This is a genomic window from Rhizobium sp. YTUHZ045, assembly GCF_051124255.1.
Taxonomy (GTDB): domain Bacteria; phylum Pseudomonadota; class Alphaproteobacteria; order Rhizobiales; family Rhizobiaceae; genus Rhizobium.
Genome location: NZ_CP101432.1, coordinates 115,450 through 137,601 on the forward strand (window position 1 = coordinate 115,450; position 22,152 = coordinate 137,601).

Annotated in this window: 19 protein-coding genes; 6 read left to right on the forward strand and 13 right to left on the reverse strand. The window is 63.0% G+C overall.

Annotated elements, in window-relative coordinates; translation table 11 throughout:
- Window positions 1-160: 160 nt before the first annotated feature.
- Both NMA58_RS00580 and NMA58_RS00585 read left to right on the forward strand, forming a co-directional pair.
- Complete coding sequence (locus tag NMA58_RS00580) at window positions 161-472, forward strand: hypothetical protein (protein WP_434711965.1); 312 nt, start codon at window positions 161-163, stop codon at window positions 470-472.
- Complete coding sequence (locus NMA58_RS00585; RefSeq protein ID WP_434711966.1) at window positions 466-1,110, forward strand: transposase; 645 nt, start codon at window positions 466-468, stop codon at window positions 1,108-1,110. Before NMA58_RS00580 ends, NMA58_RS00585 begins: the two co-directional genes overlap by 7 nt.
- Before the next feature lie 122 nt (window positions 1,111-1,232).
- Here NMA58_RS00585 and NMA58_RS00590 read toward each other — a convergent pair whose 3' ends face one another.
- The 6 genes from NMA58_RS00590 to osmF form a co-directional block, all read right to left on the reverse strand.
- Complete coding sequence (locus tag NMA58_RS00590) at window positions 1,233-3,692, reverse strand: glycoside hydrolase family 2 protein (protein WP_434711967.1); 2,460 nt, start codon at window positions 3,690-3,692, stop codon at window positions 1,233-1,235.
- 8 nt (window positions 3,693-3,700) lie between these two features.
- Window positions 3,701-4,096 (reverse strand): VOC family protein, encoded by a 396-nt coding sequence (locus tag NMA58_RS00595; protein WP_434711968.1) that lies wholly within the window; start codon window positions 4,094-4,096, stop codon window positions 3,701-3,703.
- A 47-nt stretch (window positions 4,097-4,143) separates the two neighbouring features.
- Entirely contained in the window at window positions 4,144-4,893 is a 750-nt protein-coding gene (locus NMA58_RS00600; protein WP_434711969.1) for an ABC transporter permease, read from the reverse strand.
- Complete coding sequence (locus tag NMA58_RS00605; protein WP_434711970.1) at window positions 4,890-5,834, reverse strand: ABC transporter ATP-binding protein; 945 nt, start codon at window positions 5,832-5,834, stop codon at window positions 4,890-4,892. Before NMA58_RS00605 ends, NMA58_RS00600 begins: the two co-directional genes overlap by 4 nt.
- The gene (locus tag NMA58_RS00610; protein WP_434711971.1) at window positions 5,831-6,997 is read right to left on the reverse strand and encodes an ABC transporter permease; all 1,167 of its coding nucleotides are present in this window, start codon (window positions 6,995-6,997) and stop codon (window positions 5,831-5,833) included. Before NMA58_RS00610 ends, NMA58_RS00605 begins: the two co-directional genes overlap by 4 nt.
- A 67-nt stretch (window positions 6,998-7,064) precedes the next feature.
- Window positions 7,065-7,973 carry a glycine betaine ABC transporter substrate-binding protein OsmF gene (osmF, locus tag NMA58_RS00615; protein ID WP_285191837.1) on the reverse strand — a complete coding sequence of 303 codons (909 nt, stop codon included), beginning with the start codon at window positions 7,971-7,973 and terminating at the stop codon, window positions 7,065-7,067.
- Between the two features lie 412 nt (window positions 7,974-8,385).
- On the opposite strand from osmF, the gene NMA58_RS00620 reads away from it, so the two are divergent.
- Together NMA58_RS00620 and NMA58_RS00625 are read left to right on the forward strand one after the other, a co-directional pair.
- Window positions 8,386-9,627 carry a LysR family transcriptional regulator gene (locus NMA58_RS00620; RefSeq protein WP_434711972.1) on the forward strand — a complete coding sequence of 414 codons (1,242 nt, stop codon included), beginning with the start codon at window positions 8,386-8,388 and terminating at the stop codon, window positions 9,625-9,627.
- Window positions 9,624-10,349: a copper homeostasis protein CutC gene (locus tag NMA58_RS00625; protein WP_434711973.1), complete on the forward strand. Its 726-nt coding sequence runs from the start codon at window positions 9,624-9,626 to the stop codon at window positions 10,347-10,349. Before NMA58_RS00620 ends, NMA58_RS00625 begins: the two co-directional genes overlap by 4 nt.
- Before the next feature lie 329 nt (window positions 10,350-10,678).
- Here the strand turns inward: NMA58_RS00625 and NMA58_RS00630 are convergent, their stop codons facing one another.
- From NMA58_RS00630 to NMA58_RS00660, 7 genes are all read right to left on the reverse strand, one after another.
- Window positions 10,679-11,698 carry a zinc-binding alcohol dehydrogenase family protein gene (locus tag NMA58_RS00630; protein ID WP_434711974.1) on the reverse strand — a complete coding sequence of 340 codons (1,020 nt, stop codon included), beginning with the start codon at window positions 11,696-11,698 and terminating at the stop codon, window positions 10,679-10,681.
- Window positions 11,699-11,965: 267 nt separating this feature from the next.
- A complete protein-coding gene (locus tag NMA58_RS00635) occupies window positions 11,966-12,940 on the reverse strand; it encodes an ABC transporter permease (protein WP_085776810.1) in 975 nt (324 codons plus the stop codon).
- Between the two features lie 129 nt (window positions 12,941-13,069).
- On the reverse strand, window positions 13,070-14,623 hold the full coding sequence (locus tag NMA58_RS00640) for a sugar ABC transporter ATP-binding protein (RefSeq protein ID WP_434711975.1): 1,554 nt from the start codon (window positions 14,621-14,623) through the stop codon (window positions 13,070-13,072).
- Between the two features lie 104 nt (window positions 14,624-14,727).
- Window positions 14,728-15,717, reverse strand: a complete 990-nt coding sequence (locus NMA58_RS00645) for an ABC transporter substrate-binding protein (protein WP_085776812.1) — start codon at window positions 15,715-15,717, stop codon at window positions 14,728-14,730.
- Between the two features lie 209 nt (window positions 15,718-15,926).
- The gene (locus NMA58_RS00650; RefSeq protein ID WP_430960747.1) at window positions 15,927-16,373 is read right to left on the reverse strand and encodes an RbsD/FucU family protein; all 447 of its coding nucleotides are present in this window, start codon (window positions 16,371-16,373) and stop codon (window positions 15,927-15,929) included.
- Window positions 16,374-16,382: 9 nt separating this feature from the next.
- Entirely contained in the window at window positions 16,383-17,402 is a 1,020-nt protein-coding gene (locus NMA58_RS00655; RefSeq protein WP_434713470.1) for an aldo/keto reductase, read from the reverse strand.
- A 46-nt stretch (window positions 17,403-17,448) separates the two neighbouring features.
- Window positions 17,449-18,951: a UxaA family hydrolase gene (locus NMA58_RS00660; protein ID WP_085776814.1), complete on the reverse strand. Its 1,503-nt coding sequence runs from the start codon at window positions 18,949-18,951 to the stop codon at window positions 17,449-17,451.
- A 236-nt stretch (window positions 18,952-19,187) separates the two neighbouring features.
- On the opposite strand from NMA58_RS00660, the gene NMA58_RS00665 reads away from it, so the two are divergent.
- Both NMA58_RS00665 and NMA58_RS00670 read left to right on the forward strand, forming a co-directional pair.
- Window positions 19,188-20,087 carry a GntR family transcriptional regulator gene (locus NMA58_RS00665; RefSeq protein ID WP_085776815.1) on the forward strand — a complete coding sequence of 300 codons (900 nt, stop codon included), beginning with the start codon at window positions 19,188-19,190 and terminating at the stop codon, window positions 20,085-20,087.
- Window positions 20,088-20,178: 91 nt separating this feature from the next.
- Window positions 20,179-22,125 (forward strand): ABC transporter ATP-binding protein/permease, encoded by a 1,947-nt coding sequence (locus NMA58_RS00670; RefSeq protein WP_434711976.1) that lies wholly within the window; start codon window positions 20,179-20,181, stop codon window positions 22,123-22,125.
- Window positions 22,126-22,152: the final 27 nt, after the last annotated feature.

Here is a 22,152-nt window from a genome sequence, read left to right on the forward strand (position 1 = left end):
TGCTTGCCGGGCGGGTGGCCGCCCGCCCGGCAGCTGGTTGTCGGATCGTCACCTTCTTAGCCGTTTTGGGCTGTGGGGAGCAGGATCGCAACCGGCTCTTCATCTGGCCCGTGTGGTTGCAGGAACCTTGGGGTTCGTATCCACGACAGGGACGACGAAGATGACCGATAATAGCATGATCTGTGCCGGAATCGATGTCGGCAAAAGCCATCTCGACATTGCCCTCCATCCCGGTAAGGCAAGGCTGAGGGTCACGTACGACACCGCTGGCCTGAAGGCGCTTGACGCCTTTCTTCGAGAGCATGACGTCAGCCGCATCGGCTTCGAAGCCTCCGGCGGCTATGAATGGCGGCTGCTGGCGCATCTGCGGGCCGGCAAGCGGCCAGCGGCGCGTCTACAGCCGGCGCAACTGCGATTCTTCGCCAAGAGCCGCTCAAGCGGGCCAAGAACGATCGGCTCGATGCCATGCTGATTGCGTTGTTTACGGCAAGTCTCGAGCAGTTGCCGGCGCTGCCGGACGCACGCTTCGACAAGTTGGCCGCCGAACTGACCTATCTGGAACAGATCGAGCAGCAGATCGCGCTGGTCAAGACCTTTGCCGAGACCGCCTTGTCGGAGGCGATCAAACGCCGCCACCTGCGCGAGGTCGCCCGCCTCGAAACCTGCCGCAAGGCCCATCTGCTGCGGCTCGAAAAGACGGTTCGCGACGATTGCGACCTGGCGCAACGGCTCGATCTGCTGATCTCCATCAAGGGGATCGGGCTGCGCAGCGCCCTGTGCTTGATCATTCGGCTGCCCGAACTCGGCCATGCCAGCCGCGCCGAGATCGCCGCCCTTGCCGGCGTCGCACCCTATGACGACGATAGCGGAAAATATCACGGCAGACGCCGCATCCAGGGTGGTCGCGAACGCCTGCGAAAGAGCCTGTTCATGTGCGCATTCACGGCAACCCGGCACAATCCGGATCTCGCCGCTTTCTACACGCGCTTGCGTCAGAACGGAAAGGAACACCTGTGCGCCGTCATAGCCGTCGCCCGAAAACTCATCGTCCTCGCCAACACAATCCTCTTTCGAAAGACCGAATGGACGCCCCAATACCGGAAAAATTGAACATGGTTGCTCCCCGTAAACGGGGCGAAGGGACCATGCCGCAAGCTCTCCGTTCCCACCAAACTCGCGCAGGGCACGTCCCCTCTCCCCGCAAGCGGGGAGAGGGCTAGGGTGAGGGGCAGTCACTGGCGCGAACGGGCAACAAGATCATTGGCCGATCGCAGCACGGTGCCGACGGTGATATCTTCTGCCTTGATCTCCTTTACCGTCTTCACCGCAAACACATGGCTCTCGCCCGGCAACAACGTCACCAGCATGGAATCCACAACCGCCTCCGGATCCAGCCGATCCGCCATCAGGCAGAGGTCCTTGAGAAAATTCTCCGCCGTCACCGTGATGGCGAAGCCCCCGTCGATCCCGGTGACATCGACGCTCAGCCGCGGCGCTGGCAGGGCGAGGTCGATATCCTCGACGAAATAGTGAAACGCCCGCCGGTCCAGCATCTCGACGACAACGACTTCGTCCTTCGGTAAGTTCGGAGTGACGATATCGCTCGGCAGCGGAAACTCTTTCGCTTCGAAACGGTCGCAGAGCAGCCGCCAGAATTCGAATTCGGCGAGCACGGTTCCATCGAGCGTCAAACGCTTGCCGGCAATTTTCGCCCGCCAGAACAGCGTTCTCTCGTTGACGGCGACCGCAGCCAGTCCGGCCTCGCGTGGCTGGATCGTCAGCAGGCGCGGATCATAGGCTGATTTCAGCGCATACCAGAGCGGCTTGCGGCGTCCAGCCGAATCGAGCGCGGCCCAGGAGGTCACCGGCCAGCAGTCGTTGAACTGCCAGACCACCGCACCCTTGCAGATAGCCCGATGCGAGCGCATGTGCTCGATGCCGAAACGGATGGCGCGCGCCTGGTTGAGCTGGGTGGCGAAGTGCCAGTCCTCCATCGTCTTTGGCTCCGGCAGATGGCCGGCGAGGCCGCGGATCAGCTTGTCATTGCCCTGCGTCGCCTTCTGATGATGGAAAACGCCGTTCGATTGTGGCGTCAGCGGCTGATCGTGTACGCTCTCTTCGATCGTCGCCCAGGCGGGCGGCGCCTGCCAGCCGAATTCGGAGCAGAAGCGCGGGATATAGTTGCGGTAGATCTCGTAGCCGACATCGTTCCACACGTCCCAGATATGTTTGCAGCCATGTCCGTCGGCATTGGGTTCGATCTCCATCGAGCCGGAATAGGGGCTGCCGGGATAATAGGGCCGGTCGGGATCGAGCTCGCGGCAGAGCTTCGGCAGGAGGTCGAGATAATAGCCGAGCCCCCAGCTCTCGCCGGCCCTGATGACCGGCCGCCAGCCCCATTCGTCGAAGCCCCAGATATTCTCGTTGTTGCCGTTCCAGAGGATCAATGAGGCATGCGGCATCAGCCGCGCGACATTGTCGCGCACCTCCGCCTCGACCTCGCTTCGAAGCGGCTCCTCCTCCGGGTAGGCGGCGCAGGCAAAGAGGAAATCCTGCCAGACCAGCATGCCGGCCCGGTCGCAGGCAGCGTAGAACTCATCACGCTCGAAGATGCCGCCGCCCCAGACGCGCAGCATATGGATATTGGCGGCCTTCGCCTCGTCGATCCGTGCGGCGTAACGGTCGGCCGTCACCCGCGACGGAAAACAATCGTCGGGAATCCAGTTGGCGCCGGCGATGAAGAGCGGCACGTCGTTGATGACGAAGGTAAAGGCCGAGCCGCGCTCGTCGGCCGAGGTATCGAGCCTGAGCGAACGGAAGCCGAGCTCGCGCTCGAAGCTGTCGAGCAGATCGCCGCTGGCCTCGTCGATCAGCGTGAGCATCAGCGGATAGAGCGGCTGCGCACCGAGATGGTGCGGCCACCAGAGCTGCGGCGAGGGGAGGCGGAGTTCGAAGGAAACCGCGTCTTCGCCGGGGCCAATTGCTACTGTCTTGGTCACGCCGCCGATTTCGGCGGCCAGCCGGCACGGCCCGTGATCGCCATGCCGCGCCAGTCCCGCATGCACCGTCACCAGCCCGTCGCCGCCGGCAAGGCTTGCAGACACCCGCGTCTCGGCAAGCCGCGCCCGGTCCCAGCTTTCCAGACGCACCGGCTTCCAGACGCCCGCCGTCACCAGCGTCGGTCCCCAGTCCCAGCCGAAATTGCAGGCCATCTTGCGCATCAGATTGCCCGGGCCTGGGTAGTTGTTGGGGCGGTAGCCGTAATGTTTCTCCATCTCTGCGCCATAGGCATAGGCGGAGCGGAAGGTGACGGAGAGTTCGTTGACGCCGGCCTTCAGCAGCCCGGAAACATCGAAACGGTAGGTGCGGTGCATATTGAATGTGCGGCCGATCTCTTCGCCGTTGAGGCTGATCACCGCGATCGTATCGAGCCCGTCGAAGACGAGCTCATGCACTCTGCCCTCATCCGGCGCGGCCTCGAACCGGCAGCGATAGGTCCAGTCGGTCTTGCCGATCCAGTCATTGGTGATCTCGTTGACGTCGATATAGGGATCGGCGATCAGCCGGTTGGCGAGAAGGTCGGTATGGACGCAGCCCGGCACCGTCGCCGGTATCGCATCCGGCAGTCCCGGTCTTCCTGTATCGTTGCAGTGAAGCGTCCAGCCGGAATCGAGCGCAGTTTTCGCAATCATCTTATCTCCTAGAGAAACCGCCCGTGGCGCTGCAGCACCTCGATCTTGTAGCCGTCGGGATCGCTGACGAAGAAGAACAGGCCGAACAACTTGCCGTCGCGGTTGAGCTCCACCAGCTCGCCGGGTTTGAGCCCCAGTTTCACCATGCGCTCGCGCTCAATGGCGACTTCTTCGACCGAGACGGCGAGATGGCCATAGCCTTTGCCGAGATCATAGGGTTCGGTGCGGCCCTTGTTGACGGTCAGCTCCAGCTCGAATCCGGTCTCGGCATTGCTCAGATAGATCAGCGTGAAGGTGTCGAAGTCGACGCGGTCGGCGATCGTAAGACCGAACGCCTTGCCGTAGAACTCGACCGAGCGCGCCTCGTCGAGAACACGGATCATGGAGTGGATCATCTTCGCCAATTCTGCCTCCCATTACGTCGATCACGGCAGCCTTGGTAGCGGTCATCTTAAGCCGCGCGCAAGCCGATTCTTCGGGTAATCCCCGCTTCGACGAGGCCCATGGCGTCATAGATCAACACTGCCATCAAGCCGACGATCAGCCCGCCCTGGAGGATGAACGCGGTATTGTCGGATATCAGCCCGGCGATGATCACCTCGCCGAGGCCCTTGGCGGCAACCGTCGAGCCGATCGTTGCCGTGCCGATATTGATCACCGTCGCCACCTTCAGTCCTTCGAGGATCAGCGGCAGGGCAAGCGGCAGCTCGACGCGGAAAAGACGTTGCGTGCCGTTCATGCCCATGCCGTCGGCGGCGTCGAGCACCTGCGGCGACACCTGTTTCAGGCCGGCGACGGTGTTTTCGAAGATCGGCAGCAGGCCGTAGAGGAAGAGCGCAATCAGCGTCGGCATGGCGCCGAAGCCGGTGGCGGGCACGGCCAGCGCCAGCACCGCGACAGGGGGGAAGGTCTGCCCGGCATTGGCGATGGCACGCGACAGCGGCAGGAAATCGGCGCCGCTTTGCCGCGTCACGAAGATGCCGCCGAGAACGGCAAGCACGGCGCTGCAGGCGATCGATCCGATCACCAGCTGCAGATGTCCGAGCGCCAGCGAGACAAGGCTGTTCTGCGTGTAGACCGCGGGCGCATTATTGTTCGTCAGCGGCACAAACAGGAAGGAGAGCCAATCCGTCCTGAACAGCAGGATGAGCAGCAGGGCAAGCGCGGCCACGCGGAAAAAATTGGCGGCGACGAGTTTCATGCCTTGCGGCCCAGTTCGAGCAGCCGCGCCATCGAGATCGATCCCACATGCGCCTTTTCGCCGTCCTGCACCGCCGCCTCGTCGACCCCCTGCCAGATCATTTCGGCCAGCGCGTCGCGCAGGCTGAGCGACTGCGGCAAGGCATAGGAAAGACCGCCCTTGGCCGGCTCCATGCTCTCCTTCAGCGGCAGCAGCGACATCAGCTTCAGCGCGCGGTCGGAGGTGCCGGTCAGCTGCTGCACGAAGGGATCGGCGGGTTCGGTGAGGATCTTTTCCGGCGTCGAGCATTGCAGCAATCGGCCCTTGCTCATCACCGCGATCTGATTGCCGAGATGGAAGGCCTCGTCCATATCGTGGGTGACGAGGATGATGGTTGTGCCGAACTGCTTCTGGATCGCCAGCAGGTCGTCCTGCGCCTTGCCGCGGATGACGGGATCGAGCGCGCCGAAGGGCTCGTCCATCAACAGCAGTTCCGGCTCGGCGGCCAGCGCCCGCGCGACGCCGACACGCTGCTGCTGGCCACCGGAAAGCTGATGTGGATATTTGTCGGCGAACTCAGCCGGATCGAGGTTGAAAAGCCCGAGCAGCTCCTCGACGCGGGCGGCGATGCGTTTGGAATCCCATTCGAGCAGCTGCGGCACGGTGGCTATATTCTGCGCCACGGTGCGGTGTGGAAACAGGCCGTGTCCCTGAATGGCATAACCGATCCGGCGGCGAAGCTCGGTCACCTCGACATCCATCACATTCTGCCCGCCGACGAAGACCTCGCCTTCGCTGATCGGCACCAGCCGGTTGATCATCCGCATCAGCGTCGATTTGCCGGAGCCGGACGTGCCGACGATGACGGTGATCTCGCCCTTCTCGACACGCATCGAGACCTTGTCGACGACGGTCGCCGGACCATAGCGCTTGGTGACGTTGCTGATCTCGATCATGCTCATGCGGCGGGCCCCCGGATGCTGTCGATGACCGCATCAAGGATGACGGCCGATGAGAAGGCGAAGAAGACGGTCGGCACGGCGCCGAGCAGGACGAGGTCCATCGCGGTCTGGCCGAGCCCCTGGAAGATGAAGATGCCGAAACCGCCGCCGCCGATCAGCGCGGCGATCGTCACCATGCCGATCGCCTGCACCAGCACGATGCGGATGCCGGTGAGGATGACCGGAAAGGCGAGCGGCATGTCGATGCCGGTAAGGATCTGCCGGCGGGTCAGCCCCATGCCGGCCGCCGCATCGCGCACGGAGGGATCGACGCCCTGCAGGCCGACGACGGTATTGGCCACGATCGGCAGCAGCGAATAGAGCACCAGCGCGATCAACGCCGGCGCCGTACCGATGCCGCGGATGCCGACAGCGGCCGCCAGCGGCACATGGGTGGCGAGATAACCAAGCGGGAGCATCAACAGGCCGAAGAGGGCGAGACTGGGGATCGTCTGGATGAGGCTCAGGCCCTGCAGAACGACGGCGCGCAGTTTCGGCACCCAGAAGCAGAGGATCCCGAGCGGCAGGCCGAGAACAATGGCGATAACAAGCGAGCCCAGCGCCAGCAGCAGATGCGAAAATGCCTCCGTCCGGAACTGCGCCGCCCTCGTGGAAAATTCCTTCATAATCGACAGGCTGTCGAGCAGGCCGGAGGCGAGGAAGGTGAAGAGCATCGCCGTGTAAGCTGCCAGCGCTGCCACCCGCATCCAGGGCGCCAGCCGGATTTTGACCAGCGCGTCCGAGATGATCAGCCCGATCACCGCAAACAGCAGCCAGAAACCGCCGCCGGGCGTCATGCGCGCCACCGTGCTGCCGGGCGGCGTCGCCGCGGTCGAGACGAGGCCGATCGCCGCGACCAGCGCCGCCAGGCAAAATGTGGCGACCACAAGCCGCGCCACTGCATTGGCGAGGAACAAGGTGGCTAAGGCGGTCAGGACGAGGAGGACGATAAGGACAATGACGGAGGGCTGGGGAAGAAGCTGCGTCAGCAGCATCGGCTTGCCGGCGGCGATGCGGTTCGCCTTGACATAGATGAAGGGCATCAGCGCCGTCGCCGCGAAGCCGCCGGCAACCAGAACCACGCCGAGCCGATCCAGCCTGCGGACCGCTGAGGTTTCTTCCATCAATCCAACCCTGTCTGGCCTGTCGGCAAAGGGAGGCTCCGCCCGCGAGGGGCGGAGCGGGCGATGATTACTTCAGGAAGCCTTTTTCCTTCAGATAGGCTTCGGCGACGGACTTTGCGGGCTCGCCGTCGACCTGGATCTTGGCGTTGAGCTTGCGCAATTCGTCGGCGCTCAGGCTCTTGAAGATCGGCGAGAGGATTTCCTCGATCTTCGGATTGGCCTTCAGCACCTCCTCGCGGATGATCGGAGTCGGCGCATAGACCTGCTGCACGCCCTTGTCGTCTTCGAGAACGGTGAGCTCGGCCGCCTCGATCGCGCCGTCGGTGCCATAGACCATGGCGGTGTTGACGCCGTTCGTCTGGTCTGCGGCCGCCTTGATCGTCGCCGCGGTATCGCCGCCCGAGAGCACGACCGTCTGGTCGGGCTTCAGCTGGAAGCCGTACGTCGTCTGGAAGGCGGGCAGCGCGCCGGCGGAATTGACGAACTCGGCCGAAGCCGCAAGTTTGACGGCGCCGCCGCCGGCGACCCATTTGCCAAAGTCCGACATGGTCTTCAGCTTGTTCGGCTCGGCGACGTCGTTGCGCACGGCAAGCGCCCAGGTATTGTTGGCCGGCGACGGCGTCAGCCAGACGATCTTGTTGGCTTCGTAATCGAGCTTCTTCGCCAGCTCGTAACCCTGCTCGTTGTTCTTCCAGGCGGCGTCGTCGGCCTTGTTGAAGAAGAAGCCGGCATTGCCGGTATATTCGGGATAGATATCGATTTCACCTGCGGTGATCGCCTTGCGCACCACGGGTGTGGCGCCAAGCGCGATACGGTCCTGCGTCTTGATGCCGTTCGCTTCGAGTGCCAGCGCGATGACATTGCCGAGCAGCGTGCCCTCGGTATCGATCTTCGACGAGACGACGACGTCTGCGGCCTGAACCGCACCCGCCGCGAAGGCGGAGAGTGAAACGGCAAGTGCGAGTTTCTTCAGCATGGAATATCCCCTTTTAAACACCGTTGATAAGGCTCAAGCCCGGGAGCTTGCGCGCAGGAAATCCGCCGGCGAGGGCGGTGAGGCCGCCATCATCCGAATTGCGTGCGTCATGGAAATAGCGTGCCTACCCGAAAAATCGATGCAAGCCCCCTCCAGTATTTGCGGTCGCGCTGACGATTATGGCGGCGAACGCATCTCCCTGCGCGGAAACGCATTCCCTTTTCCAGGGCCGGCGCGATTTGTTTTTGTCCCCTTGCGTGTTTCCACGGTGTTCCGGTGCTCTTTTTGCGAAAACATCGCCGCCCGGATTTTTATGCCGCAGACGATAGAACGCCGATCCTCATGCGGGGATATCTTTTTTGCCGAACACATCATATCGTCCGGTTTTTCCAGCGCTTTCGGAGCGAGTTCTTTGCATCTGGGTGCCCTTTTCATTGCCGGCCACGTCCTGAGTTCCGGCTCGATCCGCGAGACCGCGCGCCGCTTCCAGCTGTCGCCCTCCACCGCCTCGACGGCGATCCGCCAGCTTGAAACCGAATTGGCGATGAAGTTGACGGAACGTTCGTCGGGCGAGCTGGCGACGCTGCTCGCAAGCGACAGGGTGCAGGAAGGGCTGGAGCCGATCACTGCTGCGATCGGGCAGCTTCATCAACTCGTGGGCCATGAGAGCGCGACCGCCGAGGCTTACGAATCCTGGGCGTCGCGTATTCCCGTCAAGGTCGTCGCGATCGAGCGTTTTCTCGAGGTGGCTGACCAGGGCAGCATCAACCGCGCCGCCCGCCGCCTTCGCTTGGGGCAACCGCAGCTTTCGCTGCAGCTTGCCAATCTCGAGAAGTTCCTTGGTCGCCGCCTGTTCGAGCGGCAGGCGCAGGGTTCGGTGCTGACGGAGGAGGGCCGGCACGCCTACCAGATCTTCATGGCGATCAGCCAGGCGTGGAACGATCTGAAATCGGCTGCAGACGAGCGCTACCGGCGCACCGCCCGATCGCTGCGCATCGGCTCGATCATCCCGACCGGATCGGAAAGCTGGGTGGCGCGCTGCCTGGGCTTGCTCGTTTCCGAGTGGAATGCGCACCGCAGCAACAATGCGATCTCGCTGGTCTCGATGACCGCCGACGATCTGCGCGAGGCGCTGAAAAGCGGCCGCATCGACGTCGCGATCCTGGATTCGGTCTTCGGGCTCGAAAACTTCCGGCATCGCGAACTGCTGCAGACCGACATGGTAGTGATCGCGCCGCCGCAAAGCACGCAAACCTCGGCCGCCGAACTCGTCGCCGCGCATGCGATCTGCACGCCGAGCCCGCGCACCGGCCTCGGTCACGCGGCCATGGTCTTCAGTGACGAGCGCGCACCCGACCGGCGCTTGCGCAGCCGGGATATCACCGCGGCAGATTCGCTGCCTGTCATCGTCGACCTCGTCGCCAATCACGGCTACGTCTCCTTCCTCGGCCGCGTCAGCGCCATGCCGATCGCCGACAAGGTGCGCATCGTCGATCTCGACGAGCGTCTGCCGATGTCCTATCACGTCGCCTTCAACCATCGAAAAGCCGCTGCCGATGCCTGCGAGATGATCATCGCTGCGGTTGCCAGAATGACGTCGGAAACGGCCGCGCACATCACAAGACAGGTCGACGGAGCCAGGGACACTGCATGACGATTTTGCTCGAAGTATGCGTCGACAGCGCCGCGGGTCTCGCCGCCGCGATCGAAGGCGGCGCCGGCCGCATCGAGCTCTGCTCGGCGCTGGAGCTCGGCGGCCTGACGCCACTGCCGAGCCTGATGCGCATCGCTGCCCGGGCGCCCGTTCCGATCTATGCCATGATCCGCCCGCATGCCGGCCCCTTCATTTTCGACGGCCTCGACGAGCAGGCGATGATGCTCGATATCGAGGCGGTGCGCGCCGCCGGCCTCGCCGGCGTCGTCATCGGCGCCAACCGCCCGGACGGCACGCTCGACCTGCCGCTGATCCGCCGGCTGAAAGCGCATGCCGTCGGCCTCGGTTCGACGCTGCACCGCGCTTTCGACCTGGTGCCGGACGCCGATCAGGCGCTGGAACAGGCAATCGGACTCGGCTGCGAACGCATCCTCACCTCCGGCCGCGCGGTCAAGGCCGCCGATGGGATCGACACGCTGAAGCGTCTTTCGGAGAAAGCGGCCGGCCGCATCTCGATCATGCCCGGCAGCGGCATCCGCCCCGCCAATGTCGGCGAAATTCTCCGTGCGACCGGCGCCCGGGAAGTGCATGGATCCTGCAGCTCGCCGGTCGAAAGCGCCGATCCGCGCGCGGTGGCGTTTGGTTTCGAGGCGAAGAGTACGAACCGGACGGATGTCGCTGTGGTCAGGCACATGTGTAGGGCGATCGAGGGAGCGGGTTAAGTTCGCCCTTGGTCCCGTAAACGGGCGAAGGACAAGCCGCAGCCTCTCGATTCCCTCTTCTCCCCAGCGGGGAGAAGGTGCCCGTAGGGCGGATGAGGGGGCCGCCAACGCCGGTTTTTCCGATAAGGTTACCGGCCTCCGACGGCAACGGCGTCCTTCGATCGTGTGCCCCTGCGTGCGGGATAGTTTTGAACGTGCGGGTGTTCCGTGTGGCCCCCTCATCCGACCCTTCGGGTCACCTTCTCCCCGCTGGGGAGAAGAGGATATGCCGCACCGTCTCCGTTCCCCACGTCCCCTTGTAAAAACAGTCACGCCCCGGCAGGAATTACCTACCCCCCAACCCGAATCACCGCCTTGATCAGCCCGCTCTTCTCATGCGCCCAGCGGGCGAGATCGCGCGGCGCATTATCGAGCGTCGTGCGATGGGTGATGAGCTTGTCCACCGGCACAAGCCCCTTGGCGATCGAATCCGCCACATGCTCGAAGTCGGCACGCGTGGCATTGCGGCTGCCGATCAGCATCATTTCGCGCTTGTGAAATTCGGGGTCGGAGAAGCGGATATCGTCCTTGACGACGCTGACCAGCACCAGTGCGCCGCCATGGGCGACGAAGGAGAAGGCTTTCTCCATCGACGGACCATAACCCGTCGCGTCGAAGACCACATCGAAACCGTCGCCATTGGTTTTTTCCCGCACGGCATCCGCGGTTCCTTCATCGGCGACAATGCCGGAGGTGAAGCCGAAGCGCTCGGCGGCCATCTGCAGCCGCTCGGCGCTGGTATCGAGCAGCGTTACCTCATGGCCGGCGATGCGCGAGAAGATCGCCGCGCCGAGCCCGATCGGCCCGGCGCCGATGACGAGCGAGCGCGCGCCGGCACCGGCCAGCGAGCGGCGCACCGCATGAGCGCCGATCGCCAGAAACTCCGTCGTCGCCGCCGCTTCGAGGCTGAGGCCCCTGCCGGGATAGAGATTATCGGCGGGAACGGAGATCTCCTCGCAAAAGGCTCCGTCGGTATGGACGCCGAGCACCTTGATGTTGGTGCAGCAATTCGGCTTGCCCTTGATGCAGGCGACACATTGGCCGCAGGAGAGATAGGGGTTGACGATGACCGATGTGCCGGCCGCAAGTGCGACACCGTCGCCCGCCTCGATCACCGTCGCCGAGATCTCGTGCCCCATGACCCGGGGATATTCGAGGAAAGGGTGTTTGCCCTCGAAGATATGATAATCGGTGCCGCAGATGCCGACATGGCTGACGGCCAGCCGCACCCAGCCGGGCGCCGGCGCGGCGGGTGATGGGCGGTCGATGATGTCGAGCACGCCGGGTTCCCGGCAAACAACTGCTTTCATGACAGGTCTCGCATTCTTCGTTCTTTACTCTGTGTCGGCCACTGCTGTTCGGTTCGTGCGGAAAACTTGCCCCTCTCCCCCACCTTATCGGGGTCGAGCCACTCGTCTCGACCCGTCCTGCGGAACCCCGTAAACGGGGCGAGGGGACGTGCCAAACGAGGCGTTGGCGGGACCGAGAGGTTTCGGCTATCCCCTTCGCCCCGTTTACGGGGAGAAGGTGCTGGCAGGCGGATGAGGGGCGGCAGGCGGCGATTTCCTGCCCGCCGCTCAGCTGCTCTTGCGGCGGCGCAGCTGGTCAAAGAAGACGATCACGATGATCAGCAGACCGGTGATGATGCGCTGCCAGAAGGAGTTGACGTTCAGAAGGTTCGCGCCGTTGTTGATGGTGGCGAGAATGAAGGCGCCGATCAGCGGGCCGTGCACGGAACCGACGGCGCCGAACAGGCTGGTGCCGCCGATGACCGACGAGGCGATTGCCTGCAGTTCCCAGCCGTCGGCCTGTGTCGCATTGCCGATCGCGATGCGCGAGGCGAGCAGCACGCCGACGAAGGCGGCAAAGCCGGCCGAGAGGATATAGGCGAGATAGATCATGCCCTTGACGTTGACGCCGGAAAGCCGCGCGGCTTCCGCATTCGAACCGACCGCGAAGAGATAGCGGCCCCAGCGGCTCAGATGCAGGAAGACGAAGGAGGGCACCGCCACCAGGATGACCATCCAGAACAGGCTGGGAATGCCGAGGAAATCGGCGCGGGCGAAATTGCTGAAGCTCTCGTCGGTGATGCTGATCGTCGAACCGTTGGTGATCAGGAGGCCGATGCCGCGCAGCGAGGTCAGCGTCGCCAGCGTGATGATGAAGGGCGGCAGGCCCATGTGCACGATGCCGAAGCCATGGAAGGCGCCGATCGCAACACCGATGGCGAGCGTCAGCGCGATCGCTCCCCAGAGCGGCACGCCCGCCTGCAGCAGCCAGGCGATGATGACGGTGCAGAAGCCGACGATTGCGCCAACCGACAGGTCGATGCCGGCGGTGATGATGACGAAGGTCTGGCCGAGCGCCAGGATCGCCGTCATTGCGCCTTGGCGCAGCAGGTTGGAGATATTGAGCGGCGTCCAGAAGCTGGCGGTGACGAAGCCGAGCACGATCCAGAGGAAGACCAGCAGGCCGATCAGTGTGAGGCCGAACAGGATGTTCATTTTCCGGCGCGGCGGCGGCGCGACGATTTCGGTGGGGGTGACAGTCATGAATTTTCTCCCTCTTAGAGCACTTCCGTTTTCTCCGAACCGCAGAAATGCTCTATCAATGTGTTTTTACGCAATTCCGGACGCAAAACCGCTTCACACTTTTTGCTGGAATTGCTCCAGTCTTCTGGCTCAGACGCCGATCGCTTCGCTGAGCACTTGTTCATGCGTCGCCGCGTGAAAATCATGGCTCGCGACCAGCCTGCCGCCGCGGAAGACGTGCAGCCGGTCGGCCAGTTCGTAGACCTCGGGCAGATACGATGAGATCAGGATGATGCCCGCTCCTTCCTTCAGAAGCTTGGCGAACAGCCGGTAGATTTCAGCCTTGGTGCCGACGTCGACGCCGACGGTCGGCTCGTCAAAGATGAACAGCCGCGCGCCATGGCTCAGCCATTTGCCGATGACGATCTTCTGCTGGTTGCCGCCCGACATGCTGGAGGCGGGAACCCGCCGGCTCGGCGTCTTGATGCTGAGATCGCGTATCTGCTTGTCGGCATTGGCCGATTCGCGTGCGTGATTGATCACAGGCCCGTGGCTCAACCGCCCGAACACCGGCAGGTTGATGTTGAGGCCGATCGGCAGGTTGAGGCAGAGCCCCTGGTCACGCCGGCTTTCGGGCGCCAGCGCAATGCCGAGCTCCATCGCCGTGCGTTCATTGCGGATATCGACAGGCTTGCCCATCCACTGGATGTCACCGGCGCTGATCGGCTGGCGCCCGTAGAGGCCGAGCGCAAATTCGCTGCGTCCGGCACCGATCAGACCGTAGAGTCCGACGATCTGCCCGGCTTTGACGCTGAGCGACACGTCCTCGAATCCGGGACCGGAGAGGCCGCGGACCTCGACGATCGTCTCGCCGATGGCAATCTCTTCCTTGTGATAGATCTGTTCGATCGAGCGATTGATCATCAACGCGATCAGCTCGGCATCGTTGGTCTCGCCGATCAGGCGGGTGCCGACATGCGTGCCGTCGCGCAACACCGAGACACGGTCGGCGAGCTCAAAGACTTCCTCCATGCGGTGGCTGATATAGACGATGGTGACGCCTTCGCCCTGCAGGCGGCGGATCAGCTTGAACAGCTGCGCCGATTCCTGCCGGGTGAGATAGGCGGTCGGTTCGTCGAAGATCAGGAACTGCGTGCCGCGCATCGCCGCGCGTGCCGTCGCCACCAGTTGCTGCTGACCGATCGTCAGCGAACTCAAAAGCGCGCCGGCCGGCAGGCCGAAGCCGAGATCGTCGAGCACGGCCTGCGCCATCTTCTCCATCTGCTTCTTGCGCATCAGGCCGTAGCGGTTGACCTCGTCGCCGAGGAAGAGATTGGCGGCGACCGTCAGGTGCCGGCAGAGCACCACTTCCTGGTGGACGGCGTTGATGCCGCGGGCGATCGCCTCGTTCGGCGTCGATAACCCCACCGGATGGCCGCACCACAGTACCTCGCCGGCCGTGCGGGTGATGACGCCAGTGAGCAATTTGATCAGGGTTGATTTGCCGGCGCCGTTTTCGCCGACGATGGCGTGGATTTCGCCGGCCAGGAAGGTCAGCGTCGCCGGCTTCAGCGCCTGCACGTGACCGTAATTCTTCTGCAGGCCTTTGAATTCGAGGATGGGCGATCCGGCGGCGATGCGATTGGCTTCTTTCAGCGTGGCGCTGTCATCGTGGCGATGACTGACCTCTTCCAGTCCGATCATGGACCTCTCCTCCTCTTGTCGCGTCTGCTCCAACCCTGGTGAACCATACCATGGATGGAAAAGGCCGCGCCGGTTTTTGGAAGCCGGCGCGGCCGTCTGTCGTCTTACTTGATCTTCGGGTTCAAGAGCGCGTCGATCTTCGGGTCGGACATGTTCGCCTTGGTGACGAGGTTGGCGCCGGTGTCGACATTTTCCGGAACCTTCTCGCCCTTGGAGACGGCAAGCGCGGTCTTGATGCCGTCATAACCCATGCGATAGGGGTCCTGAACGACGAGGCCGGCAATGGCGCCGTCCTTGAGGAAGCCGACCGTCTTGTCGTCGCTGTCGAAGCCGATGACCTTGATTTTGTCGCCGAGCTTGTTTTCGGCGATCGCCTGGCCGACGCCCTGCGCCAGGATCAGGTTCGAGGCGAAGACGCCGACGAGTTTCGGGTTGGCCGTGATCAGGTCGGTCATCATGTTGAGGCCGGTGGTTGCCTGGCCGTCGCCGTACTTGTCGGCAATGACCTTGAGACCGGGATGCTTGGTCTTGATCTGATCGAGGAAGCCTTCGCGGCGCTGTTCGAGCGAGCCGACGCCGGGAAGATTGGTGAGGATGACGATGTCGCCTTCTTCCTTGCCTGTCATTTCCTTGATCGCGGCGGCAAGACCGTCGGCGGCGATGCGGCCGCCCTGGACGTTGTCGGTCGTCAGGAACGACTTGAATGCCTTGGAGTCGGCACCGGAGTCGATGCCGATGATCGGAACCGACTTGGCGGCTTCGTCGATCGGCTTACCGAGCGCCTTGAACTCGGTCGGCGAGATGACGATGGCGGCGGGTTTGCCGGCGACGGCGTTTTCCAGAATGCTGATCTGGCCGTTGATGTCGGATTCGGCCTGTGCGCCGAGTTCCGGCACGTTGACGCCGAGATCCTTGCCGGCCTTGCGGGCGCCGGCCAGAACGATCTGCCAGTAGAAGGACGTCGTGTCCTTGACGATGATCGGGATCGTCACATCGGCGGCAAAGGACGTGACCGGCATTGCCGTGGCGATGACGGCTGCACCTGCCAGCGCGGTAAAGGCGCGGCGGGACAGAAGGGATTTCACGATGCTCATAAAGGTTCTCCTCTCAGGATGCGTTCTCCTCCAAATAAACCGGACCGCTGAACGCTGGCGGAAGGTTTTTATCGATAAAAAACATTTGCAGGCAGAAGCTAGCCGAGGCGCATGCAAATTGCAAGGGCGTCAAATGCGCTTTTTTACTCCGGAAAACTCCCTCCAAGCACCTGATTTTATTTCATTACTCCAATAGCCTAAAATAGCTATCAGGTCAGATCGACCTCGTGCGGGTGCACGACGCCCTTTTTCAAAATCAGATTGCCGTACAGCCGGAATTCCGTCGTCGCGACGATATAGGCAGCCTTGCGAGCCATGGCGTAGAAGGCGAAACGCTCCACCGGAACGATCCGGAAATCGCCGGCGCGCTTCGAGACGATCTGCTGGAACTCCGCGCACACTTCGGGCACGGCGCCGGGGTCGCCGACGACCTCCATCCTCCATGCGGTTTCCGGCACGAAAGTGTCGAGCGGCATATGCGCCAGGATTGCTGCGGCCATGTCGGTGGCGCTGACGCCATCGGCGCGGATGACCGGCGGACCCATCGAGCCGGCGGGAAAATTGGCGTCTGCGATGACGATATCGTCACCATGCCCCATCGTTTTGAGCGCATGGAGCAGGTCGGGGCCGAGCAGCGGATGAATACCTTTAAGCATGGTGTCTCCTCAGACCCGGACCGCCTCGGTGCCGAGCGGCGGCGCGGTGAGCGTATAGGGTTCGAATTCGGCAAAGACACCGTCGGCAAGCGGCGTCGCGACCGTTTCCATGTTGCGCGTCAGGCTCGAGGGCTTGGCCGTGCCGATCAGCACCGAGGCGACGATCGGATCGCGCAGTGGAAACTGCATGGCGGCGGCCGCGAGAGGCACGCCGTGGCGCTTGGCGATCGCCTCCATCGCGCCGACCTTGGCGAGCACCTCCTCGTCTGCCGGCATATAATCGAAATGCGAGCCGGGCACCGGGCCGGTGGCGAGAATGCCGGAGTTGAAGACGCCGCCGACGACGAGCGACGTGCCCTTCTGCCGGCAGAGCGGCAGGAGTTCGTCAACCGCCGAACGGTCGAGCAGCGTATAGCGGCCGGCAAGCAGGATGCAGTCTAGATCGGCATGGCGCATGACATCGAGGCAGACGGGCACTTCGTTGACGCCGAGGCCGAAGGCGGAAATTGCGCCGGAAGACTTCAGCTCTTCCAGCGCCTTCACGCCGGAATCGAGCAGCTGCTTCTGATAGACCGCGTTCTTCGCCGCGCCATGCGTATAGACGCCGATATCGTGGACGTAGAGAATGTCGATGCGGTTGAGGCCGAGACGCGCATAGCTGAACTCGACCGAGCGCATGATGCCGTCATAGGAATAGTCGTAATCGGCATCGAAGGAGAGCGGATCGACATAGCTGTAATCCGGCACCGATCCCGTCGGCACCGGCCGAAGCAGCCGCCCGACCTTTGTGGAAAGCACGTAGGCACCGTCCGCCTGTTCACGCAGGAAGTCGCCGACGCGCCGTTCGGCAAGGCCGAGACCGTACCACGGCGCGACGTCGAAGTAGCGGATGCCGCTGTCCCAGGCCGCCTGTAGCGTTTCCATCGCCTGCTCACGCGGGCAGGCGCGGTAGAGACCGCCGAGGGGCGCTGCGCCGTAGCTGATCTCCGTCACCTCAAGGCCGGTCTTGCCGATCCGTCTCGTCTTCATCATGCCCCCTCGGGAATTGCATAAAAACAAAAGCTTAGCATCGCATCTAGAGCGTTGCACCGAGATGCCAAGGCACGAATTCGTTATCGCCGTAACCGAAGATCTCGCTCTTGGTCTTCTTGCCGGAGGCCGTATCGACGATCAGGTCGAAGATCTCGCGGCCCTTGCCGCTGATCGTCGCGTCACCGGTTGCGATGGTGCCGCAATCGATGTCCATGTCCTCTTCCATCGAAGCATAGAGGGCCGAATTGCTCGACAGCTTCAAGGACGGCGCCGGCCGACAGCCGAAGCAGCTGCCGCGGCCGGTGGTAAACGCGATCATGTTCGCCCCGCCCGCCACCTGGCCGGTTGCCGAAACCGGGTCGTATCCGGGCGTGTCCATGAAGACGAGGCCGGGGGCTGTCACCCGCTCGGCATAACCATAGACCGCCGTCAGCGGAGAGCGGCCGCCCTTGGCGACGGCGCCGAGCGACTTTTCCAAGATGGTTGTGAGACCACCGCGCTTGTTGCCGGGCGACGGGTTGTTGTCGAGCGAGGCGCCGTGCAGGGCGACATAGTCTTCCCACCAGGCGATTTTCTCATCGAGCTTTCTCGCCACCTCGTCGCTGACGGCGCGGCTGCGCAGCAGATGTTCGGCGCCGTAGATCTCCGAGGTCTCCGACAGGATCGCCGTGCCGCCGGCCGCCGCCAGCAGATCGGCGGCGACGCCGAGCGCCGGATTGGCGGTGATGCCGGAAAAGCCGTCCGAGCCGCCGCATTGCAGTCCGATGATGATCTCGCCGATCGAGATCGGAACCCGCTTCTCCTTGCCGACATCGGCGGCGATCTCGCGCAGCACGCCCATGGCGCGTTCGACCGCACGGCGCGAACCGCCGGCATCCTGGATGTTGAAATGGCGCTTGGAGGCGCCAGCGCCGCTCTGGCCGTAAAGCGTCAGCTGGTTGACCTCGCAGCCGAGGCCGATCATCAGCACGCCACCGAAATTGACATGCCGGGTATAGCCGGCAAGGGTCCGGTGCAGCACGTTCATGCCGTCGCCGGTCGAGCTCATGCCGCAGCCCTGGTCATGCACGATCGGCACGAAACCGTCGATGCCGTCATAATGCGGCAGGATCGTCCGGTTCGCCTCGTCGGCGATCGCCCGGCAGACGGTGGTGGAACAGTTCACGCTGGCGATGATGCCGATATAATTGCGCGTCGCCGCCCGTCCATCGGCGCGGCGGTAGCCCATGAAGGTGCGCGCCTTGTCCTCGGCGGTCGCTTCTTCCGGTGCCGAATTGGCGGTGACGGCGAGCCGATCGTTTTCGAAATGCAGATTATGGCTGTGCACATGGTCGCCGGCCTTGACCTCGGCGGTGGTGCGGCCGATCGCCTGCCCATATTTCACCACGGCCGACCCGAGCGGAATATCGGCGATCGCCACCTTGTGGCCCGGCTCGATCTTCTGGCGGGCCTCGACGCCGGCAACCGTCGAGCCCTCAGCGATGGCGGACGTTGCGACCGCGACATTGTCGCCGGCCGACAGGATGATCCAAGGCTGCTTGTCCAATCTCTTCTCCCTGAAGGAAACGCTCGCTGCATCGGCGAATGCGATTGATTTTGTTTTTTATCTACAATAAACATTTTCAAGTCAACGGGAATATTGATCCTGTGGACGAGGGAGGCAATGCGCCGCAGACGATCGGAAATACGCTAATGGATTTTGAACAAGCTCCAGTCGGTCGCCTTTTCGCTTTTTGAAGCGGGAAGGAAATCCCGGCACGCGGGCGGAAAGCGGGGGATCTGATGGCAAGGCAGAACACGGTCTTCAAGGAAGCATACAACAGGTATGCCGCGGCCCTGCGCACGGATACGGCGCTGCCGTCGGAGCCGGAGATCGCCGCCCAGCTCGGCGTCAGCCGTTCCACCGCGCGCGCCATCCTCACCCGCCTCAGCGATGAAGGCATCATCCGCTGGAACAAGCGTCAGAAGATCGTGCTGCGCGAGCCCACCGACCGTGACCTTTTTCCCTCCGAAGAGACGGATTCGCTGCATGACATCATCGAGCGTAGTTTCATGCGGCGCATCCTTGCCGACGATGCCGCGCCCGGAATGCAGATCAACGAACTGGAGCTTGCCCGCGAGATCGGCACCGGCACGACGAGCGTGCGCGAATTCCTGATCCGCTTTTCCCGCTTCGGCCTGATCGAAAAGCGGCCGAACAGTCATTGGACGCTGAAGGGCTTCACCCGCGAATTCGCGCTCGAACTTGCCGATGTCCGCGAAATGTTCGAGTTGCATTCGGCTGCCGAGTTCGGCCGACTTCCCAAAGACAATCAAGCGTGGATCGATCTTGCCGCCATGCGCGAGGAGCATCTCGCCATGCTTGCCGACATCAACCAGCGTTTCAAGGATTTCTCCGTCCTCGACGAGCGCTTCCACTTGTTGATCCACCGCGCCTCGAAGAACCGCTTCATCGCCGATTTCTACGATGCGATTGCCATCATCTTCCACTATCACTACCAGTGGAACAAGACCGCCGCCCGCGAGCGCAACGAGCGCGCCATCCACGAACATCTGGACTATATCGCCGCATTGGAATCCGGCGATCAGGCAGCGATCGGAAAAGCCTGCCGCGTCCACCTGCGCTCCGCCCGTCAGACCCTGCTGCAATCTCTGCCGCAGACCATGAGCGACAACGCCTGAGGGGCCTATCTCGGCAGACGTCAGCTTGATGCGAGCGCCACGTCGGCGCGGCGCCATGAAACCTTCTGATTTGTAAGCCGTTATCGTGCTTATGACCGACGTTACATTCAACCCGAAATCGGTCGACGGCACCGAGCAGGACGGTGCCGAGAAGTCGCGCCAGCAGAAGGCATCGACTGTCGAGATCGCGCCGCCGGATGTCATCGAACCCAGTCCGCAGCTCACGCCCGAGGAGGCAGAGCAGGCGCGCAAGCGATATTTGCTCAGGCGTTTCTGGATCAGCGCCCGCCGTTACTGGGGCCGCGGTGGCGACAAGCTCGCCTGGCCATGCTCGATCGGTCTGTTGACGATGATCTGCATGAATGTCGGGTTCCAATATGGGATCAACCGCTGGAACCGCGGGATCTTCGACGCGATAGAGCGGCACGACGCCGGCACCGTCTATTATCTCAGCGCCGTCTTCGTGCCGCTCGTGCTCGGAAGCGTCGCTCTGGTGACCGCACAAGTCTATGTTCGCATGATGATCCAGCGCCGCTGGCGCTCCTGGCTGACGAAGACGGTGATCACGCGCTGGCTGGCCAACGGTCGTTATTATCAGCTGAACCTCATCGGCGGCGACCACAAGAATCCTGAGGCGCGCATCTCGGAAGATTTGCGGATTGCCACCGAAGCGCCGGTCGATTTCATCGCCGGCGTCATATCAGCCTTTCTATCGGCCTCGACCTTCATCGTCGTGCTGTGGACGATCGGTGGAGCGCTCACGCTGCCGCTCGCCGGGTCGACCATCACCATTCCCGGTTTTCTCGTCGTCACCGCGGTTCTCTACGCCGTGATCACCTCAACCGTGATTGCGGTCATCGGCCGCCATTTCGTCCAGGTCTCGGAGGTCAAGAACCAGGTGGAGGCCGAGCTTCGATACACCTTGACCCGTGTGCGCGAAAACGGCGAGAGCATCGCCTTGCTCGGTGGCGAGGAAGAGGAGCGTAGCGACCTAGACAAGACATTTTCCAATGTGCTCAGGCAATGGGCGCTGCTTGCGCGCCAGCACATGCGCACGACCTTCGTCTCGCACGGGTCGATGCTGATTGCCCCTGTCGTGCCGCTCCTGCTCTGCGCACCGAAATTTCTCGCAGGCGGCATGACGCTTGGCGAGGTCATGCAGGCAGCCTCCGCCTTCGCCATCGTTCAGACGGCCTTCGGTTGGCTGGTCGACAACTACCCACGTCTCGCCGACTGGAACGCCTGTGCGCGACGCGTCGCCTCGCTGATGATGTCGCTCGACGGCCTTGAGCGGGCCGAACAAAGCGATGCCTTGGGACGCATCAAGCACGGTGAAACAGAGGGCAATGCAATCCTGAATTTGAACGATCTCTCGGTGACTCTCGACGACGGTACCGCGGTGGTCAAGGAAACCCAGGTGGAGATCGCACCAGGCGAGCGGGTGCTCGTAGCAGGCGAATCGGGCTCCGGCAAAAGCACGCTGGTGCGCGCCATCTCCGGTCTTTGGCCCTGGGGTCACGGCAGCGTCGATTTCCACGGCGACCGACGCTTGTTCATGTTGCCGCAGCGGCCCTATATCCCGTCCGGAACGCTTCGCCGCGCGGTGGCCTATCCCCGCGCCGCCGACAGCTGGACGCCGGAGGAAATCAAGAACGCCCTTGCCAAAGTGGGCCTGGATTATCTGAGCGAAAAGCTCGAGGAAGACGCGCCATGGGATCAGACCCTGTCGGGCGGCGAAAAGCAACGGCTCGCCTTCGCGCGGCTGCTGCTGCATGCCCCCGATATCATCGTTCTCGACGAAGCGACCTCGGCACTCGACGAGAAGAGCCAGGACAGCATGATGGAGACGATAATCGACGAATTGCCGACGGCGACCATCATCAGCGTGGCGCATCGCGCCGAATTGGAAGCCTTCCATAGCCGCAAGATCACCTTGGAGCGGCGCGAGGGCGGCGCCAAGCTCGTCAGCGATATCGATCTCGCCCAGCGCAAGGGAAGACGAAACCTGATCCTGCGCGTTTTGGACAACCGCCGATAAGGTAATTCCAGGAACTGCGAAGCGGTT